Below are 19768 nucleotides of genomic sequence, written 5' to 3'. Positions count from 1 at the left end.
CGGGACAATGGCGGGGAGCGTTGGACTTTTACTACGAGGAGCACGTCATGGCGGGCACGAGCCACGGACACACCCCGGCCGCCTGGACCGGTGTCATCATCGCCTTCATCGGTTTCTGCGTTTCCGGTGCCTTCATGGTCATGGCCAACCCGGTGGGCTTCTGGGCCGGCCTGGTCGTGGTCCTCCTGGGCGGCGTCGTTGGGATGATCATGCGGGCCGCCGGCCTCGGCCAGCCGAAGGCCGTCCGGCACCAGGTGGTTCCGCAGGAGAGCTGACCGCCACGACACACCGCGCAAGGGGCGGAACCGGATCACCGGTTCCGCCCCTTCGCTTTCGCCGGGGGCCATCGCGCGCCCACGCACGCGCCGGGGCACAATGCACGGGTGAACGCAGAACACGCAGTGGCCCAGCCGGACCCCGCGGTCACGCCGGACCAGCCGCGCGGTGCGCTCGCGGTGACACGACGGCTGCTGGTGCCCGTAGGGGCGCTCGGCGCGGTCGTCGGCGCCTTCGCCTACGTCGGCACGGTCGACCCGAACGAGCCGGGGCACTACCCCGCGTGCCCGCTCCTCGCGCTCACCGGCATCCTCTGCCCGGGCTGCGGCGGCCTGCGCAGCGCCCACGCCTTCGCCAACGGAGACCTTCCGGCCGCGCTCGGCGCCAACGTGTTCGCCGTCGCCGCCTTCGTGGCCTTCGCCGCGATCTGGGTCCTGTGGGTGACCCGCGCCGCACGCGGGCGCCCGCTGCGGATCGCGCTGCGCAACGCCCACCAGTGGAGCATCGGCGCGGTGCTGCTGGTGTTCAGTGTCGTACGCAATCTGCCCTTCGGGGCCTGGCTCGCGCCGTAGCCGATGGACGTCCAACCAGTGGGACCGGCGTCAACCGGATGCGGAGCCTTCGCTCTCCTGCGGATACCATCGCAGTGACCATCGGGTCACCTGCTCAGGCAGGGTCCCATCGGATCAGTTTCAGTCCGCTGAAGTTTCAGTCCGCTGTCAGGGAAGGGGGCCGCTCGCGTGAGTGTGCTCGACGAGATCATCGAAGGCGTCCGCGAGGACCTCGCCGAACGGCAGGCGCGCGTCAGCCTCGACGAGCTCAAGGAGCGTGCGGCGAAGGCCCCCCAGGCCAAGGACGCGCTCGCCGCACTGCGTGGCGACGGCGTCAAGGTCATCTGCGAGGTCAAGCGCTCCAGCCCGTCCAAGGGCGCCCTGGCCGCCATCGCGGACCCGGCGGGACTCGCCGCCGACTACGAGGCGGGCGGCGCGGCGATCATCTCCGTCCTCACCGAGCAGCGCCGCTTCGGCGGCTCGCTGGCCGACCTGGAGGCGGTGCGCGCCCGCGTCGACATCCCGGTGCTCCGCAAGGACTTCATCGTCACCTCGTACCAGCTGTGGGAGGCCAGGGCGTACGGCGCCGACCTCGTCCTGCTGATCGTGGCGGCCCTCGACCAGCCCGCCCTCGTCTCGCTCGTGGAGCGCGCGGAGTCCATCGGACTCACGCCGCTCGTCGAGGTGCACGACGAGGAGGAGGTCGAGCGGGCGGTCGCGGCCGGAGCGAAGATCATCGGTGTCAACTCCCGCGACCTGAAGACGCTGAAGGTCGACCGCTCGACCTTCTCGCGGGTCGCCCCCGAGATCCCGGCGGGCATCATCCGGATCGCCGAGTCCGGGGTCCGCGGGCCGCATGACCTCATCGCCTACGCCAACGACGGCGCGGACGCGGTGCTGGTCGGCGAGTCCCTGGTCACCGGGCGCGACCCGAAGGCCGCGGTGGTCGACCTGGTCGCCGCGGGCGCCCACCCGGCCCTGCGCCACGGGCGGAGCTGACGCCGCCATGCCCATCGCCGTCCGCCTCGCACCCGGTTGCCGCCCTCGCGGCTGCCGGGCGCCGGCGCGGCGTGTGCACGGTCGCCGGGTGCGGTATGTGATCGGCTCCGAGCCGGGGCAGGTCAACGGGATGCGATGGCGCGAGGCCGTGCGCCGGTAGGGGACGTTTTCCCCCACCCCGCCCCTTCCCGTAACTGGGGGCAAGCCCCCAGACCCCCGGATCGCCCTTCGGGCTCGTCCTCAATCGCCGGACGGGCTCAAATTGAGGTCCAGTTTCGGTAAGGGGCGGGGTGGGGTGAAGGAATCCCCGTACCTACGGCGCGCACGCCCGCACCGCAACCGTGACCAACCACGCCCACGTAGGAGCATCGCGCACATGCCCAGCGAATTCTTCATCCCCGACCCGGAGGGTCAAGTCCCCAGCGCCGAAGGGTACTTCGGCGCGTTCGGCGGCAAGTTCATCCCGGAGGCCCTCGTCGCCGCCGTAGACGAGGTCGCCGTGGAGTACGAGAAGGCCAAGGCGGACCCCGCGTTCGCGGCCGAGCTCGACGACCTGCTGGTCAACTACACCGGACGCCCCAGCTCCCTCACCGAGGTGCCCCGGTTCGCCGCACAGGCCGGCGGCGCCCGCGTGTTCCTCAAGCGCGAGGACCTCAACCACACCGGCTCCCACAAGATCAACAATGTCCTGGGCCAGGCGCTGCTCACCAAGCGCATGGGCAAGACCCGGGTGATCGCCGAGACCGGCGCCGGCCAGCACGGCGTCGCCACCGCCACCGCCTGCGCGCTGTTCGGCCTTGAGTGCACCATCTACATGGGCGAGATCGACACCCAGCGCCAGGCGCTGAACGTCGCCCGGATGCGGATGCTCGGCGCCGAGGTGATCGCCGTGAAGTCCGGCTCCCGGACCCTCAAGGACGCCATCAACGAGGCGTTCCGCGACTGGGTGGCCAACGTGGACCGCACCCACTACCTGTTCGGGACGGTGGCGGGACCGCACCCCTTCCCGGCCATGGTGCGCGACTTCCACCGCGTGATCGGCGTCGAGGCCAGGCGCCAGATCCTGGAGCGGGCCGGACGCCTGCCGGACGCGGCCGTCGCCTGTGTCGGCGGCGGCTCCAACGCCATCGGCCTCTTCCACGCCTTCATCCCCGACGCCGACGTACGCCTGATCGGCTGCGAGCCCGCCGGGCACGGAGTGGAGACCGGCGAGCACGCGGCGACCCTGACCGCGGGCGAACCCGGCATCCTGCACGGCTCACGCTCGTACGTCCTGCAGGACGAGGAGGGCCAGATCACCGAGCCGTACTCGATCTCGGCCGGACTCGACTACCCGGGCATCGGCCCCGAGCACGCCTACCTCAAGGACACCGGCCGCGGCGAGTACCGCGCCGTCACCGACGACGAGGCGATGCAGGCACTGCGCCTGCTGTCGCGGACCGAGGGCATCATCCCGGCCATCGAGAGCGCCCACGCGCTGGCCGGGGCCCTGGAGGTCGGCAGGGAGCTGGGCAAGGACGGGCTGATCATCGTCAACCTGTCCGGGCGCGGCGACAAGGACATGGACACCGCCGCCCGCTACTTCGGGCTGTACGACGGGGAGGGTGACACCAAGTGAGTGGCAACATCCAACTGCTGAGCGACACCCTCGCCCGGGCCAAGTCCGAGAACCGGGCCGCCCTGATCGCCTACCTCCCGGCGGGCTTCCCGTCCGTCGACGGCGGGATCGAGGCGGTCAAGGCCGTACTCGAATCAGGCGCCGACGTCGTCGAGGTCGGTCTGCCGCACAGCGACCCGGTGCTCGACGGTCCGGTCATCCAGACCGCCGACGACATCGCCCTGCGCGGCGGCCTGAAGATCGCCGACGTACTGCGCACGGTCCGCGAGGCGCACGCCGCGACGGGCAAGCCGGTGCTCGTCATGACGTACTGGAACCCGATCGACCGCTACGGCGTCGAGCGGTTCACCGCGGAGCTCGCCGAGGCGGGCGGCGCGGGCTGCATCCTGCCCGACCTGCCGGTCCAGGAGTCCGCGCAGTGGCGCGAGCACGCCGAGAAGCACGGCCTGGCCACGGTCTTCGTGGTCGCGCCGAGCAGCAAGGACGAGCGCCTGGCGAAGATCACGGAGGCGGGCTCCGGCTTTGTGTACGCCGCCTCGCTGATGGGCGTCACCGGCACCCGTGAGTCGGTCGGCGCCCAGGCCGCCGACCTGGTGCGCCGCACCCGGGCCACCACCGACCTGCCGGTCTGCGTCGGGCTCGGCGTCTCGAACGCCCGGCAGGCGGCCGAGGTCGCGGGCTTCGCCGACGGTGTGATCGTCGGCTCCGCGTTCGTCCAGCGGATGCTGGACGCCCCGGACGAGGCCGCCGGTCTGGTGGCGGTCCGTGCGCTCGCGGGCGAGCTCGCCGAGGGCGTGCGCAGGAACGCGTAACCCGTACGAGTGGACCTGGGACCGGGGAGGCACGCTGGTGCCTCCCCGGTTCGTTTGCGGGATGTGAGCGAGAACAACCGTGAGGGAAAGCGCACCGCCCGCGAACGCCTGGCGATGGAGCGCGAGAAGCAGAAGGCGCGGGAGCGGCGCCGCCGCACGCTGATCGTGGCCGCGGCCGTGGTGGGTGTCCTGGGCCTGGCCGCCGTGATCGGGGTGATCGCCGCGGGGTCCGATGGCGACAAGAAGGACACCTCGGGGCCCGTCGTCGCCCCCGGGGGCGCGACCGGTGAGGACAGCCTCACGATCCAGGTCGGCGAGGACGGCGCCTCCTCGACCCTCACCATCTGGGAGGACTTCCGCTGCCCGGCCTGCGCCCAGTTCGAGAAGGCCTACAACCCCACGATCGACGAGCTCGCCGAGAAGGGCCAGCTCAAGGTCGAGTACCGCCTGGCCACCATCATCGACGGGAACTTCGGCGGCCAGGGCTCGCTGCGCGCGGGCAACGCCGCGGGCTGCGCCCAGGACGCCGGGAAGTTCAAGCCGTACCACGACGTCCTCTTCGAGAACCAACCCGCGGAATCGGACGACGCCTTCGCCGAGAACAGCAAGCTGATCGAGCTGGCCGGCGAGGTGGACGGGCTGGACACCGCCACCTTCAAGCAGTGCGTCGAGGACGGTACCCACGACAGCTGGGTCGGCAAGTCCAACGACGCCTTCCGCGCGGGCGGCTTCCGGGGCACCCCGACCGTGCTGCTCGACGGCAAGGACATCTTCGGGGACCAGCAGAACCCGCTCACCCCCGACAAGCTGAAGACGATGGTCGAGGAGGCCGCGAAGTAGTTACGGAGCCGTAAGCCGGGCTGATTGCCGCGCATCGCGCCCGGCAGGGTAGCGTCGGCACCGCCATGGAAATCCTTGCCTTCATTCCCAGTCCGGCCAAGGGCGAGATCGTCCCCTTCGGCGTGCCTCTGCGTGGATACGCGTTCTGCATCATCCTCGGTGTCTTCGCCGCTGTCTGGCTCGGCGGGCGGCGTTGGGTCGCCCGCGGCGGCCGGGTCGGCACGGTCGCCGACATCGCTGTCTGGGCGGTGCCCTTCGGCCTGGTCGGCGGACGGCTCTACCACGTCATCACGGACTACGAGCTGTACTTCAGCGAGGGCCGTAACTGGGTCGACGCCTTCAAGATCTGGGAGGGCGGCCTCGGCATCTGGGGCGCGATCGCGCTCGGTGCGCTGGGCGCCTGGATCGGCTGTCGCCGCCGCGGTATCCCGCTGCCCGCGTACGCCGACGCGATCGCGCCCGGTATCGCCATCGCCCAGGCGCTCGGCCGCTGGGGCAACTGGTTCAACCAGGAGCTGTACGGGCGGCCCACCGATCTGCCCTGGGCGCTGGAGATCACGCGCACCGACGGCGGCCGGGTGCCCGGCACGTACCACCCCACTTTCCTGTACGAGTCGCTCTGGGTACTCGGTGTGGCCCTGCTGGTGATCTGGGCGGACCGGCGCTTCAAGCTCGGGCACGGGCGGGCCTTCGCCCTGTATGTCGCGGCGTACTGCGCGGGACGTGGCTGGATCGAGTACATGCGCGTCGACGCGGTACAGCTGAACGACGTCCTCGGGCTGCGGTTCAACGTCTGGATGTCGATCATCGTCTTCATCCTCGCCGTCGTGTACATGGTCGTGTCGGCGCGGCTGCGGCCGGGGCGCGAGGAGATCGTGGAGCCGGGGGCGGACCAGGGCGAGGGGGCGTCCGGCGACGCGGACAAGCCCAAGGGCTCGGCTCTTGCCAAGTCCGACGCCGACGCCAAGACCTCGGACAAGTCCAATGCCGAGTCCGATGACAAGTCCGACGCCGCGGCGGATGCCACGGACAAGGCGAAGGCGGCCCCGAAGCCTGACGCCGGGGCCGACACGAAGGCCGCCCCCAAGTCGGAAACCAAGCCCGACGCCAAGGCGGATGGCAAGACCGAAGCCAAGGCGGACGGCGCCGACACCGCGTCGGAGGCCGACTCCGACACCGCACCCGGCTCTGACTCTGACGCCGACTCTGACGGCGATGAGTCGACGGCGGCCCCGGACGGCGAAGCCAAGTCGGCCAACAAGGGCTGACCCCGAAACACGGGCCTGGGCCCCCGTCGGACCACGGTCCGGCGGGGGCCCTTTCCGTCGCCGAACCACCCCCAACCGCCCTGGTAAGTACGGCCTTCCTTGCTGGCGAGAGCCGTTTTTCGCGCGTACTTTCGGTGCTGGAGGCAGTAACGAGGGGGCCAGGATGCCGGTGATCGACAACGCGGCGGCGCTGCACGAAGCGCACCGCGACAACCACACGCACCGCGATGTGAACGGCGGCTGGCTGCGCCCCGCCGTCTTCGGCGCGATGGACGGCCTGGTATCCAATCTGGCCCTGATGACCGGTGTCGCGGGCGGCTCGGTGTCGCAGCAGGTCATCATCCTCACCGGACTCGCCGGTCTGGCGGCCGGTGCCTTCTCGATGGCCGCAGGGGAGTACGTCTCGGTCGCCTCGCAGCGCGACCTGGTCCAGGCCGAGCTGGACGTCGAACGCCGTGAGCTGCGCAAGCACCCCAAGGACGAGCTGAACGAGCTCGCCGCGCTCTACGAGTCCCGAGGCGTCGAGCCGAAGCTGGCCCGCGAGGTCGCCCGGCAGCTGTCCAAGGACCCGGAGCAGGCGCTGGAGATCCACGCCCGCGAGGAGCTTGGCATCGACCCCGGCGAGCTGCCCTCGCCGCTGCTGGCCGCGGGGTCGTCCTTCGGCGCCTTCGCGCTGGGCGCGATCCTGCCCGTACTGCCGTATCTGCTGGGCGCCAGCGCGCTGTGGCCCGCGGTGCTGGTGGCGCTGACCGGGCTGTTCGTGTGCGGTGCGGTGGTGGCGCGGGTCACGGCGCGCACCTGGTGGTACAGCGGGCTGCGGCAGCTCGCCCTGGGAGGTGCGGCGGCGGGTGTGACGTACGTCCTGGGCACGGCGTTCGGTGCGGCCCTAGGATGAGCAACTTCGGGTCTATACAGGTCCTTGCATAACTAGTCGTTACTCGGCGGTTTCGATTCCTTAATCGCCGGGCATGAGCCGTAAGCGCCGCGGGCAATGAAGCTCGCTCGCCACGGGCCGACGGTCATCGACCTGTCCGCATTGGTCCCTCACTCGCCGCTATGAGCGGTGTCCACATGGTGGAACGAAGTATCCGATTCCCGAGAATCGCTTCATCATGTAACCTGCACGAAATTTGAACGCCTTGAGGGCCAACGTCGTCCCTCGGCACTGCACATCTGCCACGACGACGACGGGAGAGCCGATGCGTTCCGACGCCTGGTCGCCCATGGACGGTCGCCCTGCCCAGCAGGGAATGTACGACCCCCGTAACGAACACGACGCCTGTGGTGTCGGGTTCGTGGCCACCCTGACCGGTGTTGCCAGCCATGAGCTGGTGGAGCAGGCGCTGACCGTACTGCGCAATCTCGAGCACCGCGGCGCCACCGGCTCCGAGCCCGACTCGGGTGACGGCGCGGGCATCCTGCTCCAGGTCCCGCACGCCTTCCTCGCCGAGGTCAGCGACTTCCCGCTGCCCGAGGCCGGTGCGTACGCCGTCGGTATCGCCTTCCTGCCGCAGGACACCGCCGCGGACGCGGTCACGCAGATCGAGGCCATCGCCGCCGAGGAGGGCCTGAACGTCCTCGGCTGGCGCGAGGTCCCGGTCGCCCCCGAGCTGCTCGGCGCCTCCGCCCGCTCGACGATGCCGCAGTTCCGCCAGCTCTTCGTCGCCGACGGCGAGAGCACCGGAATCGCCCTGGACCGCAAGGCGTTCGCCCTGCGCAAGCGCGCCGAGCGCGAGGCCGGGACGTACTTCCCCTCGCTCTCCGCCCGCACGATTGTCTACAAGGGCATGCTGACCACCGGCCAGCTGGAGCCCTTCTTCCCCGACCTCTCGGACCGCCGCTTCGCCTCCGCGATCTCGCTGGTCCACTCGCGGTTCTCGACGAATACCTTCCCGAGCTGGCCGCTCGCCCACCCGTACCGGTTCGTCGCGCACAACGGCGAGATCAACACGGTCAAGGGCAACCGCAACTGGATGAAGGCCCGCGAGTCCCAGCTCGTCTCCGACCTCTTCGGCACCGAGCGCGACATCGAGCGGATCTTCCCGGTCTGCACCCCCGACGCCTCCGACTCGGCCTCCTTCGACGAGGTGCTCGAACTGCTGCACCTCGGCGGCCGGTCGCTGCCGCACAGCGTGCTGATGATGATCCCCGAGGCCTGGGAGAACCACGCCTCGATGGACCCGGCACGCCGCGCCTTCTACCAGTACCACTCCACGATGATGGAGCCCTGGGACGGCCCGGCCTGTGTCACCTTCACCGACGGCACCCAGGTCGGCGCGGTCCTCGACCGCAACGGCCTGCGCCCCGGCCGCTACTGGGTCACCGACGACGGCCTGGTCGTCCTCGGCTCCGAGGTCGGCGTGCTCGACATCGACCCGGCCAAGGTGGTCCGCAAGGGCCGCCTGCAGCCCGGCAAGATGTTCCTCGTCGACACCGCCGAGCACCGCATCGTCGAGGACGACGAGATCAAGGCCGGCCTCGCCGCCGCCCAGCCGTACCGGGAGTGGCTGGAGGCCGGGGAGATCCAGCTGGAGGACCTGCCCGAGCGCGAGCACATCGTGCACACCCACGCCTCGGTCACCCGCCGCCAGCAGACCTTCGGCTACACCGAGGAAGAGCTGCGCATCCTGCTCACGCCGATGGCCAAGACCGGCGGCGAGCCGCTCGGCTCGATGGGTACGGACACCCCGATCGCGGCCCTGTCGGAGCGCCCCCGGCTGATCTTCGACTACTTCACCCAGCTGTTCGCGCAGGTCACCAACCCGCCGCTGGACGCCATCCGCGAGGAGCTCGTCACCTCGCTGTACTCCTCGCTCGGCCCGCAGGGCAACCTGCTCGAGCCGACCGCCGCGTCCTGCCGCAGCGTCACGCTGCCCTTCCCGGTGATCGACAACGACGAGCTGGCCAAGCTCATCCACATCAACGCCGACGGCGACATGCCCGGCATGAAGGCCGCGACGCTCTCCGGCCTCTACCGGGTCTCCGGCGGCGGCGAGACCCTCGCCGCCCGGATCGAGGAGATCTGCGCCGAGGCCGACGCCGCCATCGAGGGCGGCGCCCGGCTGATCGTGCTCTCCGACCGGCACTCGGACGCCGAGCACGCGCCGATCCCCTCGCTGCTGCTTACCGCGGCCGTGCACCACCACCTGATCCGCACCAAGCAGCGCACCCAGGTCGGCCTGCTCGTCGAGGCCGGCGATGTCCGCGAGGTGCACCACATCGCGCTGCTCATCGGCTACGGCGCCGCCGCCGTCAACCCGTACCTGGCCATGGAGTCCGTCGAGGACCTGGTCCGCGCCGGTACGTTCCTGCCCGGCATCGAGCCCGAGCAGGCCATCCGCAACCTGATCTACGCCCTCGGCAAGGGCGTGCTGAAGGTCATGTCCAAGATGGGCATCTCGACCGTCGCCTCCTACCGCGGCGCACAGGTCTTCGAGGCCATCGGCCTGGACCAGGACTTCGTCGAGAAGTACTTCAACGGCACCACCTCCAAGCTCGGTGGCGTCGGCATCGACATCGTCGCCGACGAGGTCGCCGCCCGGCACGCCAAGGCCTACCCGGCCTCCGGCGTCCCCTCCGCGCACCGCGCCCTGGACATCGGCGGCGAGTACCAGTGGCGCCGCGAGGGCGAGCCGCACCTGTTCGACCCCGAGACGGTCTTCCGGCTGCAGCACGCCTCGCGCAACCGCCGCTACGACGTCTTCAAGCAGTACACGGACCGGGTCAACCAGCAGTCCGAGCGGCTGATGACGCTGCGCGGCCTGTTCGCCCTAAAGACAAATAAGAACGGCAAGGCGGGCGAGGGACGCCAGCCGATCTCCATCGACGAGGTCGAGCCCGTCTCGGAGATCGTCAAGCGCTTCTCCACCGGCGCCATGTCGTACGGCTCCATCTCCCAGGAGGCGCACGAGACCCTCGCCATCGCCATGAACCAGCTGGGCGGCAAGTCCAACACCGGTGAGGGCGGCGAGGACGCGGAGCGCCTGTACGACCCGGCGCGCCGCTCGTCCATCAAGCAGGTCGCCTCCGGCCGCTTCGGTGTGACCAGCGAGTACCTGGTCAACGCGGACGACATCCAGATCAAGATGGCCCAGGGCGCCAAGCCCGGCGAGGGCGGCCAGCTGCCCGGACACAAGGTCTACCCGTGGGTCGCCAAGACCCGGCACTCCACGCCGGGTGTCGGCCTGATCTCGCCGCCGCCGCACCACGACATCTACTCCATCGAGGACCTGGCTCAGCTGATCCACGACCTCAAGAACGCCAACCCGGCCGCGCGTATCCACGTGAAGCTGGTCTCCGAGGTCGGCGTCGGCACCGTCGCCGCGGGTGTCTCCAAGGCCCACGCGGACGTGGTCCTCATCTCGGGACACGACGGCGGTACGGGCGCATCGCCGCTCACCTCGCTCAAGCACGCGGGCGGCCCCTGGGAGCTCGGCCTCGCCGAGACCCAGCAGACCCTGCTGCTCAACGGCCTGCGCGACCGTATCGTCGTCCAGACCGACGGCCAGCTGAAGACCGGCCGCGACGTGGTCATCGCCGCGCTGCTCGGCGCCGAGGAGTTCGGCTTCGCCTCCGCGCCGCTGGTGGTCTCCGGCTGCATCATGATGCGCGTCTGCCACCTGGACACCTGCCCGGTCGGCATCGCGACGCAGAACCCGGAGCTGCGGGACCGCTTCTCCGGCAAGGCCGAGTACATCGTCAACTTCTTCGAGTTCGTCGCCGAAGAGGTCCGCGAGATCCTCGCCGAGCTAGGCTTCCGCTCCATCGAGGAGGCCGTCGGCCACGCCGAGCTGCTCGACACCGACCGGGCCGTCAACCACTGGAAGACCCAGGGCCTGGACCTGGAACCGCTGTTCCACGTCCCGGACCTTCCGGACGGCGCCGTACGCCACCAGCTGATCGAGCAGGACCACGGCCTGGAGAAGGCGCTCGACAACGAGCTGATCAAGCTCGCCGCCGACGCGCTGGCCGCGAACTCCGCCGAGGACGCGCAGCCGGTCCGCGCCCAGGTCGCGATCCGGAACATCAACCGGACCGTCGGCACCATGCTCGGCCACGAGGTCACCAAGAAGTTCGGCGGCGCGGGCCTGCCCGACAACACCGTCGACATCACCTTCACCGGCTCCGCGGGCCAGTCCTTCGGCGCTTTCGTGCCGCGCGGTGTGACGCTGCGCCTGGAGGGCGACGCCAACGACTACGTCGGCAAGGGCCTCTCCGGCGGCCGTCTGGTCGTCCGCCCGGACCGCGGCGCCGACCACCTCGCCGAGTACTCGACCATCGCGGGCAACACCATCGCCTACGGCGCGACCGGTGGCGAGATCTTCCTGCGCGGCCGGGTCGGCGAGCGGTTCTGTGTCCGTAACTCGGGTGCCACGGTCGTCTCGGAGGGCGTGGGCGACCACGGCTGCGAGTACATGACCGGTGGCCACGCGGTGGTGCTCGGCGAGACGGGCCGTAACTTCGCGGCCGGTATGTCCGGTGGCGTCGCGTACGTGATCGACCTCGACCTGGACCAGGTCAACTCCGGTAACGCGGCGGCCGTCGAGAGCCTCGACGACGCCGACAGGCAGTGGCTGCACGACGTGGTGCGCCGCCACCAGGAGGAGACCGGCTCCACCGTCGCCGAGAAGCTGCTCGCCGAGTGGGACACGGCCGTGAGCCGGTTCAGCAAGATCATCCCCAGCACGTACAAGGCAGTGCTCGCCGCCAAGGACGCCGCCGAGCGAGCCGGACTCCCGGAGTCCGAGATCACCGAGAAGATGATGGAGGCGGCGACCCATGGCTGACCCGAAGGGCTTTCTGAACCACGGCCGCGAGGTCGCCGAGACCCGCCCCGTCCCCGAGCGCCTCAAGGACTGGAACGAGGTCTACGTTCCGGGCTCGCTGCTGCCGATCATCTCCAAGCAGGCCTCGCGCTGCATGGACTGCGGCATCCCGTTCTGCCACAACGGCTGCCCGCTCGGAAACCTGATCCCCGAGTGGAACGACTACGCCTACCGCGAGGACTGGTCGGCGGCGTCCGAGCGACTGCACGCCACCAACAACTTCCCGGAGTTCACCGGCCGTCTGTGCCCGGCTCCGTGTGAGTCGGCGTGCGTCCTCGGCATCAACCAGCCGGCCGTCACCATCAAGAACGTCGAGGTCTCGATCATCGACAAGGCGTGGGACAACGGCGATGTCGCGCCGCAGATCCCCGAGCGCCTCTCGGGCAAGACCGTCGCCGTCATCGGCTCGGGCCCGGCCGGTCTGGCCGCCGCCCAGCAGCTGACCCGCGCCGGTCACACGGTGGCCGTATACGAGCGCGCGGACCGCATCGGCGGCCTGCTCCGCTACGGCATCCCCGAGTTCAAGATGGAGAAGGTGCACATCAACCGGCGCATCGAGCAGATGCGTACGGAGGGCACCAAGTTCCGTACCGGCATCGAGATCGGCCGCGACCTGAACGCGACCGACCTGCGCAAGCGCTACGACGCCGTGGTCATCGCCGCCGGTGCCACCACCGCCCGCGACCTGCCCGTACCGGGCCGCGAACTGGGCGGCATCCACCAGGCGATGGAGTACCTGCCGCTGGCCAACAAGGTGCAGGAGGGCGACTACGTGGCGCCCCCGATCACCGCCGAGGGCAAGCACGTCGTGGTCATCGGCGGCGGCGACACCGGCGCCGACTGCGTGGGCACCGCCCACCGCCAGGGCGCCGCGTCGGTCACCCAGCTGGAGATCATGCCCAAGCCCGGCGAGGACCGCCCGGCGGGCCAGCCCTGGCCGACCTTCCCGATGCTCTACAAGGTCACCTCGGCGCACGAGGAGGGCGGCGAGCGGGTCTACTCCGTCTCCACCACCCACTTCGAGGGCGACGAGGACGGCAACGTCCAGGCCCTGCACCTGATCGAGGTGGAGTTCAAGGACGGCAAGCTGGAGCAGAAGCCCGGCACCGAGCGGGTCATCCCGGCCCAGCTGGTGACCCTCGCCATGGGCTTCACCGGTACGGACACCGAGAACGGCCTGGTCCAGCAGTTCGGCCTGGAGCTCGACGCGCGCGGCAACATCGCCCGCGATGCCGACTTCCAGACCAACGTCCCCGGCGTGTACGTCGCCGGTGACGCGGGCCGCGGCCAGTCGCTGATCGTCTGGGCGATCGCCGAAGGCCGCTCGGCGGCCCGCGGCGTCGACCGCCTGCTGACCGGCGCCAGCGACCTCCCGGCCCCGATCCGCCCCACGGACCGTTCGCTGACGGTCTGACCCGGTACGCGCAGTCCTGCACTGACGCAGTACCCCACTGACGTTCCGTACAACGGAGTACGGACCTGACGCGGCGCCCGCATGTCCCCGACCAGGGATGCGGGCGCCGCGGCGTGTGGATCTCCGCCATGGGTGACGAGCGTCCCGCCGCCGTAGAGCTCGTCGCCGCACTGCTGTGAGCTCGGTGACGCGTTGCGTGTTGTGCNCCGAACCTCCCGCCCCCGACACCGCCGCCCGCCGCCGCAAACGGCTCATCACCCTCACCCGCCCGTGGCTGCTGCTCGCCCCCGCCCTGGTCGTACTCGCCGGCCTGCTGCTCTGGCCGATGATCCAGGTCGGCAAGCTCTCGCTGCAGGAGTACGAGGTCAAGTTCGGCGGCGGCGTCGGCACCTACACCGGCTTCGACAACTACGCGGAGCTGGTCACCAGTTCACTGCTGTGGAAGACGGTCCTGCCCAACACCGTGTTCTTCGCGTTCGCGTGTGTCGGACTCACCGTCGTCGTCGGCACGCTGGTGGCACTGCTGCTGAACCGGCTCGGCCCGGTCTGGCGGCTGATCTGCTCACTGGCGATCATGGCAGCCTGGGCGATGCCCGCCGTCACCGGCACCTATGTGTGGATCTGGCTCTTCCAGCCGGAGGACGGCCTGTTCAGCCACCTCGCAGCAGGCCTGGGACTGATCGACCCGGAGACCACCAACTGGTTCACCGAGCGGGTGCCGTTCTACGCGATCGCCACGCTCAACGTCGTCCACCACGGCTTCCCGTTCGTCGCCATCACCGTGCTCGCCGGGCTGCTCACCATCCCCAAGGAGCTCTACGAGGCGGGCATGATCGACGGCGCCAACGCCTGGCAGCGGTTCTGGCAGATCACCGTACCGACCATCAGGCCGGTCTTCCTGGTGGTGACCATCCTCTCCACCATCTGGGACTTCAAGGTCTTCACCCAGATCTTCCTGATGCCGGGCGGCGACGGTTCCAACCCCGACGTCTACAACCTCGGCGTCTTCTCGTACATCGAGGCCTTCGCCAAGAGCGACTACGGTACGGGCGCGGCCGCGGCCGTATTGCTCACCCTGCTGCTCCTGGCGATCACGATCGTCTACATCCGCACGCTGTTCCGACAAGGCGAGGAGGATCTGTGAGCACCCGCCGCAGCACACCCGCGGCGCGCTTCGGTCTCGCGACCGCCGTCGCCGCCCTGCTGGTCTTCGCGCTCTTCCCCGTGTACTGGATGGTCTCCACCGCCCTCGATCCGAAGGCGCTCACCCGCGGCTCGGACCTGCTGCCCAGCGGCCTGAGCTTCGAGCACTTCACGTTCGCCTTCGAGAAGGGGAACTTCGGCACCTATCTGCTGAACTCGGCGATCATCGGGATCGGCACCATCCTGGGGGCCGCGCTGCTGGCGCTCTTCGCGGCCGTCGCGGTGGCCCGCTTCAAGTTCCGTTTCCGTACGTCCGTACTGCTCATGATCCTCGTGGTGCAGATGGTCCCGCTGGAGGCGCTGGTCATCCCGCTCTACCTCCAGATGCGCGACTACGACCTGCTGGAGAGCCTGCTGGGCCTGAGCATCGTCTACATCGCGCTGTCCCTGCCGTTCGCGATCTGGACCCTGCGCGGCTTTGTGTCCACCGTCCCCAAGGAGGTCGAGGAGGCCGCCTACATCGACGGCGCGTCGTGGTTCCGGATGTTCCGGTCGGTGCTGCTGCCGCTGGTGGCGCCGGGCCTGGTGGCCACGTCGATCTTCGCCTTCATCACCGCGTGGAACGAGTTCGTCTTCGCGTACACGTTCATGAAGAGCAGCGACAACTACACGGCGGCGGTGGGGATCTTCCAGTTCTTCGGGGAGAACTCCACGGCCTGGGGTCCTGTCATGGCCAGCTCGACGCTGGTCACCGCGCCGGTGATGATCTTCTTCATCATCGTCCACCGCAGGCTCGGCTCCGGGCTCGCGGCGGGAGCGGTGAAGGGCTGAGTCGGATACCGAGCCCGGGGACCGCGCGGTCCCCGGGCCTGACCGTTACGGGACCCGGAAGGTCTCGCCGTACATCTTCCACTCCAGGGGCGTCTTCAGCTCCAGGTTGCCGTCGCGCAGGAACACCCGCTGCGCGGTGTCGATCCGGCTGGTCTCGCGCTGCGACTTGCGCTTCGCCTGCTTCATGACGTCACGCCGTACGTCGAGGAAGGCCTCCAGGTACGCGGTCTCGTCGCCGCCCTTGGCCTTGGTGTCGGCCTTGGCCATCGCGGTCTTGCGGATGCTGTAGAAGCCGGAGGCGTCGGCGCCGGGTCCGTGCTGGAGCATCGCGTCGAAGTAGATGAACTGGCCGAGCGTGCCGAGGCCGTCGATCTTCGCCATCCGCACGGCGGGCTTGAAGTAGAACCGGTCCAGGGCCTCGTCCTGCGCCTTGCGCATGGCGGGCTTGGCCGACTCATCAGCCCAGGCCTTGGGGTAGTCCGGGTCCAGGCCCTCGTGCGAGTCCGAGCCGTTCACCTCGCGCAGCGCGGGCAGGTAGTCGGCGAGGCCGTTGTCGGGCTGCTTCTTGGTGTAGCGCTCGACGAAGGACAGCATGTCGTTGGTGCCCGAGCAGAAACCGGCGATGCCCGCGCAGTAGCCAGCGCCCTCGCCGCTGTCGCCGATGGACGCGTACATCTGCTTCCAGTCGAGCGTGGAGCCGTGCGCCGTCGACACCAGACGCAGGGCGAGCTCCCGCTTGTCCGGGGCCGCGAGGCCCGGCGGCAGGTTGGCGATGCGCTTGTCGAGCGCGTCGCTCTCGGCGGCCTTCTTGTCCCGCTCCCAGTCCTCGGCGTCGCTCTTCTGTCCGCTTTCCTTGTTCTTTGCCCGGAAATCATCCGATCCTGAGCTCGGTCCGAACAGGAAGAAGGCAAGGGTCGCTAGCGGAGCGATCGCGAAAAACAGGCAACTGGCACGCTTCATGCCGCACAGCGTAAGGCTCAGGGGAACGGTTGTGGCGCCCGGGACGCGGTCTTGAGGCCGCTATTGACTAATAGTCAAACGAGCGGGAGCCTCGGCACCGAGCCGCTCAGCCGCTGACCCCCTTGGGGAGGACCCGTGAGCACCGAAGCGCCGGCGCAGTTGAGTACGGAACTGGGCACCGCACCCCCCGACAGCTTCCAGACGCTCGAGCCCGCGCAGCTACAGCTGCTGGCCGACGCCCTGCGCCGCGAGCGCGAGAGCCGCGCCTTGGGCCTGAACGAGGCCGCCGAAGACGCTCTGAAACTGGTCCCCGCACTGGCCCGCGGGCCCGTCCGTCGCATTCTCTTCCGCTAAGGGGCAGGCCGTGACCACCATCGACAAGCTCCAGAGCCGCGCCGAGACCCAGAAGATCGCCCGCCTGCTGAACGCCGACCCGGACCACGTCGCCTTCCTGGCGGACCTGCCCCCAGACGACGTACGCCGCTTCCGCGAGCAGTCCGTCACCGCGCTCTACGACCGCGCGCCCGACATGCTCGACAAGATCGCCGCCGCCACCAAACTCGTCCCCGCGGGCGTCGCCGCCGCCATCTCCCAGAAGGCCCTCGGGCCCCGGCTCGCCGCCGCCGTCGCGGGCCGCCTGGAGCCCGCGCGCGCCGCGGACATCATCGAGAAGCTGCCGGTCGCGTTCACCGCCGAGTCCTGCGGCCACCTCGACCCGCGCCGCATCCCCAGCATCGTCGACCGGCTGGACGAGAACCTCCTCGTCCGGATCGCCGTCGCCCTGGCCGAACGCGGCGACCACCTCACCATGGGCCGCTTCGTCGGCCACCTGCGCGACTCCGCCCTCACCCGCATCCTGCCCCAGGTCGACGACGCCACCGTCCTGAAGACCGGCTTCGCCATCGACCGGGCCGACCGGCTCGGCCGGATCATCGAGCTGATGGGCCCCGAGCGGCTGGCCGCCGTCATCGGCTCGGCCTGCGCCGACGGCCTGTGGCCCGAGGCGCTCGCGGTCGCCGGGATGGTCACCGGCGAGCAGCGCGGCGTGATCGCCTCACTGGCCGCCGCCCGCCCCGAGCGCGAGCTGGACTCCCTCGTCACGGTCGTCGCCGAGCAGGACCTGTGGGAGGCGCTGCTGCCCCTGGTCGCACTGCTGAGCGAGCAGGAGCGGCGGACCGTCGCCGTACTGCCCGCACTGCGCTCCGCCGAGGTGCTGACCGGGATCGTCCGGGCTGTGGTCGCCACCGCCCTGTGGGCCGAGTTCCTGCCCCTGGTCGAGCTGCTGCCCGAACCGTCCCGCAAGACCGTCGCCGACGCGGCGGGCGCGCTCGGCGACCGGGACCTGGACGCACTCGCCCGCGAGGTCGACAAGCGGGACCTGTGGGAGCTGGTCCTGCCCCTGGTCGAGCTGATGGACGACACCGCCAAGACCCGCGTCTTCGAGCTGCCCGCCTTCCAGGACCAGACGGGCTAGTCGCGCGGCGGGTGGGGTCGCCAAACCCTTACGGGCTAGGGCCTTTTGGCCTAGGGGCTGTTGGCAGCCGCGGCTGCCCTGTTTACCCTGGACGGGCCTGGAAGGGACCCGCATGAGTGGACACACCGAGCGCACCCTGGAAAGTGGCCGACAGGCCCAACCGGCCAAAGGCGAGCGCCTTGCCGACTGGGCCGACGGCCGCCTCGGCATCTACACGGTCGCCAAGACCCAGATGCGCAAGGTCTTCCCGGACCACTGGTCGTTCATGCTGGGCGAGATCTGCCTCTACAGCTTCCTCATCCTGATCCTCACCGGGATCTACCTCACCCTGTTCTTCGAGCCGAGCAGCGCCGAAGTCGTCTACGACGGCGTGTACGCGCCACTGAACGGCGTCCAGATGAGCCGGGCGTACGAATCCACCATCGACATCAGCATGGAGGTACGCGGCGGCCTGCTCATCCGGCAGATCCACCACTGGGCCGCCCTGGTCTTCGTCGCCGGACTGCTGGTGCACATGATGCGGGTGTTCTTCACCGGCGCCTTCCGCAAGCCGCGCGAGCTGAACTGGATCTTCGGCTGGACGATCCTGATGCTCGCCCTGCTCACCGGCCTCACCGGCTACTCGCTCCCCGACGACCTGCTCTCCGGCACCGGGGTGCGCTTCGCGCAGGGCGCGCTTCTGTCGATCCCGGTGGTGGGGACGTACATCTCCTTCTTCCTGTTCGGCGGAGAGTTCCCCGGCACCGACATGATCCCGCGGTTCTACATGTTCCACATCCTGCTGCTGCCAGGGATCATGCTCGGCCTGGTGGTCCTCCACCTGATCCTGGTCTTCTACCACAAGCACACCCAGTTCGCGGGCCCCGGACGCTCCGAGAAGCGGGTGGTCGGCGCCCCCTTCATGCCCATCTACGTCGCCAAGGCGGGCGGCTTCTTCTTCCTGGTCTTCGGGGTCCTGGCGCTGCTCTCCGCGTTCGCCACCATCAACCCGGTGTGGAACCTCGGCCCCTACCGCCCCGACATGGTCTCCACCAACGCCCAGCCCGACTGGTACCTGGGCTTCTCCGAGGGGCTGATCCGGGTGATGCCGGCCTGGGAGATCAACGCCTGGGGCCACACCCTGCAACTAGGGGTCTTCATCCCCTTCATGCTCTTCCCGCTGATCATGACGGCGATCGCCGTCTACCCGTTCTTCGAGGCCTGGGTCACCGGCGACAAACGCGAACACCACATCGCCGACCGCCCCCGCAACGCCCCCGTCCGCACCGGGCTCGGCGTCGCCTGGCTGACGTTGTACGCGGTCCTGCTGATCGGCGGCGGCAACGACCTGTGGGCCACCCGCTTCCACCTGTCGATCACCCATATCACCTGGTTCGTCCGCATCGCCTGCTTCGTCGGCCCCGTACTGGCCTTCATCATCACCAAACGGATCTGCCTGGCCCTGCAGCACCGGGACCGCGACAAGGTCCTGCACGGCAGAGAGAGCGGCACCATCAAGCGCCTGCCGCACGGTGAGTTCATCGAAGTCCACGAACCCCTGCCCCAGGGCCAGTTGTACACCCTCACCGCGCACGATCCGCCCGAACCCTACGACCCGGGACCGCTCGTCGACAGGAACGGCGTGGAACGCCGCCTCAAGCGCTCCGAGAAGCTGCGGGCACGGCTCGCGCGCGCGATGTACGGGCCCGCCGCGCAGGTTCCCAAAGCCACGGCGGGGGAGTACCGCGAGATCGCCGAGAGCGAGCGGCACCACTGAG

16 protein-coding genes and 1 pseudogene are annotated in these 19768 nt (G+C 69.7%); 16 read left to right on the top strand and 1 reads right to left on the bottom strand.

Annotated features, from left to right (window positions below):
* The first annotated feature begins 47 nt into the window (after nt 1-47).
* The 13 genes and pseudogenes from U9R90_RS25335 to U9R90_RS25275 all read left to right on the top strand — a co-directional run bounded on the left by U9R90_RS25335 (nt 48) and on the right by U9R90_RS25275 (nt 15577).
* Nucleotides 48-275 carry an HGxxPAAW family protein gene (locus U9R90_RS25335; protein WP_411058976.1) on the top strand — a complete coding sequence of 76 codons (228 nt, stop codon included), beginning with the start codon at nt 48-50 and terminating at the stop codon, nt 273-275.
* Between the two features lie 108 nt (nt 276-383).
* On the top strand, nt 384-848 hold the full coding sequence (locus tag U9R90_RS25330) for a DUF2752 domain-containing protein (RefSeq protein WP_411058975.1): 465 nt from the start codon (nt 384-386) through the stop codon (nt 846-848).
* 168 nt (nt 849-1016) lie between these two features.
* A complete protein-coding gene (gene trpC / locus U9R90_RS25325) occupies nt 1017-1826 on the top strand; it encodes an indole-3-glycerol phosphate synthase TrpC (protein WP_411058974.1) in 810 nt (269 codons plus the stop codon).
* A 7-nt stretch (nt 1827-1833) separates the two neighbouring features.
* Entirely contained in the window at nt 1834-1986 is a 153-nt protein-coding gene (gene trpM, locus U9R90_RS25320; RefSeq protein ID WP_411058973.1) for a tryptophan biosynthesis modulator TrpM, read from the top strand.
* A 216-nt stretch (nt 1987-2202) separates the two neighbouring features.
* Nucleotides 2203-3444, top strand: coding sequence for a tryptophan synthase subunit beta (gene trpB, locus U9R90_RS25315; protein WP_411058972.1), 1242 nt, complete (start codon nt 2203-2205; stop codon nt 3442-3444).
* Entirely contained in the window at nt 3441-4256 is an 816-nt protein-coding gene (gene trpA, locus U9R90_RS25310) for a tryptophan synthase subunit alpha (RefSeq protein WP_411058971.1), read from the top strand. Before trpB ends, trpA begins: the two co-directional genes overlap by 4 nt.
* Before the next feature lie 63 nt (nt 4257-4319).
* Nucleotides 4320-5096: a thioredoxin domain-containing protein gene (locus U9R90_RS25305; RefSeq protein WP_411058970.1), complete on the top strand. Its 777-nt coding sequence runs from the start codon at nt 4320-4322 to the stop codon at nt 5094-5096.
* 65 nt (nt 5097-5161) lie between these two features.
* A pseudogene (gene lgt / locus U9R90_RS25300) lies at nt 5162-6262 on the top strand (prolipoprotein diacylglyceryl transferase); the annotation flags it as partial.
* A 265-nt stretch (nt 6263-6527) separates the two neighbouring features.
* Entirely contained in the window at nt 6528-7259 is a 732-nt protein-coding gene (locus U9R90_RS25295) for a VIT1/CCC1 transporter family protein (RefSeq protein ID WP_411058969.1), read from the top strand.
* A 304-nt stretch (nt 7260-7563) separates the two neighbouring features.
* Nucleotides 7564-12150, top strand: a complete 4587-nt coding sequence (gltB, locus tag U9R90_RS25290; RefSeq protein ID WP_411058968.1) for a glutamate synthase large subunit — start codon at nt 7564-7566, stop codon at nt 12148-12150.
* Nucleotides 12143-13603: a glutamate synthase subunit beta gene (locus U9R90_RS25285; RefSeq protein WP_411058967.1), complete on the top strand. Its 1461-nt coding sequence runs from the start codon at nt 12143-12145 to the stop codon at nt 13601-13603. Before gltB ends, U9R90_RS25285 begins: the two co-directional genes overlap by 8 nt.
* Nucleotides 13604-13802: 199 nt before the next feature.
* Nucleotides 13803-14747 carry a carbohydrate ABC transporter permease gene (locus U9R90_RS25280; RefSeq protein ID WP_411058966.1) on the top strand — a complete coding sequence of 315 codons (945 nt, stop codon included), beginning with the start codon at nt 13803-13805 and terminating at the stop codon, nt 14745-14747.
* A complete protein-coding gene (locus U9R90_RS25275) occupies nt 14744-15577 on the top strand; it encodes a carbohydrate ABC transporter permease (protein WP_411058965.1) in 834 nt (277 codons plus the stop codon). The genes U9R90_RS25280 and U9R90_RS25275 overlap by 4 nt, the downstream gene beginning before the upstream one ends.
* A 45-nt stretch (nt 15578-15622) precedes the next feature.
* On the opposite strand, the gene U9R90_RS25270 is transcribed toward U9R90_RS25275, so the two are convergent.
* Nucleotides 15623-16537: a chitosanase gene (locus tag U9R90_RS25270; protein WP_411058964.1), complete on the bottom strand. Its 915-nt coding sequence runs from the start codon at nt 16535-16537 to the stop codon at nt 15623-15625.
* Nucleotides 16538-16672: 135 nt separating this feature from the next.
* Here U9R90_RS25270 and U9R90_RS25265 point away from each other — a divergent pair, with 135 nt between their 5' ends.
* From U9R90_RS25265 to U9R90_RS25255, 3 genes are all read left to right on the top strand, one after another.
* Nucleotides 16673-16891, top strand: a complete 219-nt coding sequence (locus U9R90_RS25265) for a hypothetical protein (protein ID WP_411058963.1) — start codon at nt 16673-16675, stop codon at nt 16889-16891.
* 10 nt (nt 16892-16901) lie between these two features.
* Nucleotides 16902-18011, top strand: coding sequence for a hypothetical protein (locus U9R90_RS25260; protein ID WP_411058962.1), 1110 nt, complete (start codon nt 16902-16904; stop codon nt 18009-18011).
* Between the two features lie 112 nt (nt 18012-18123).
* On the top strand, nt 18124-19767 hold the full coding sequence (locus U9R90_RS25255; RefSeq protein WP_411058961.1) for a cytochrome b: 1644 nt from the start codon (nt 18124-18126) through the stop codon (nt 19765-19767).
* Nucleotide 19768: the final 1 nt, after the last annotated feature.

The sequence above is a fragment of the Streptomyces sp. E11-3 genome, from assembly GCF_046540415.1.
Classification (GTDB): domain Bacteria; phylum Actinomycetota; class Actinomycetes; order Streptomycetales; family Streptomycetaceae; genus Streptomyces.
The sequence above is the reverse complement of the archived record's forward strand: the minus strand, read 5'-3'. Positions and strand labels throughout refer to the sequence as shown.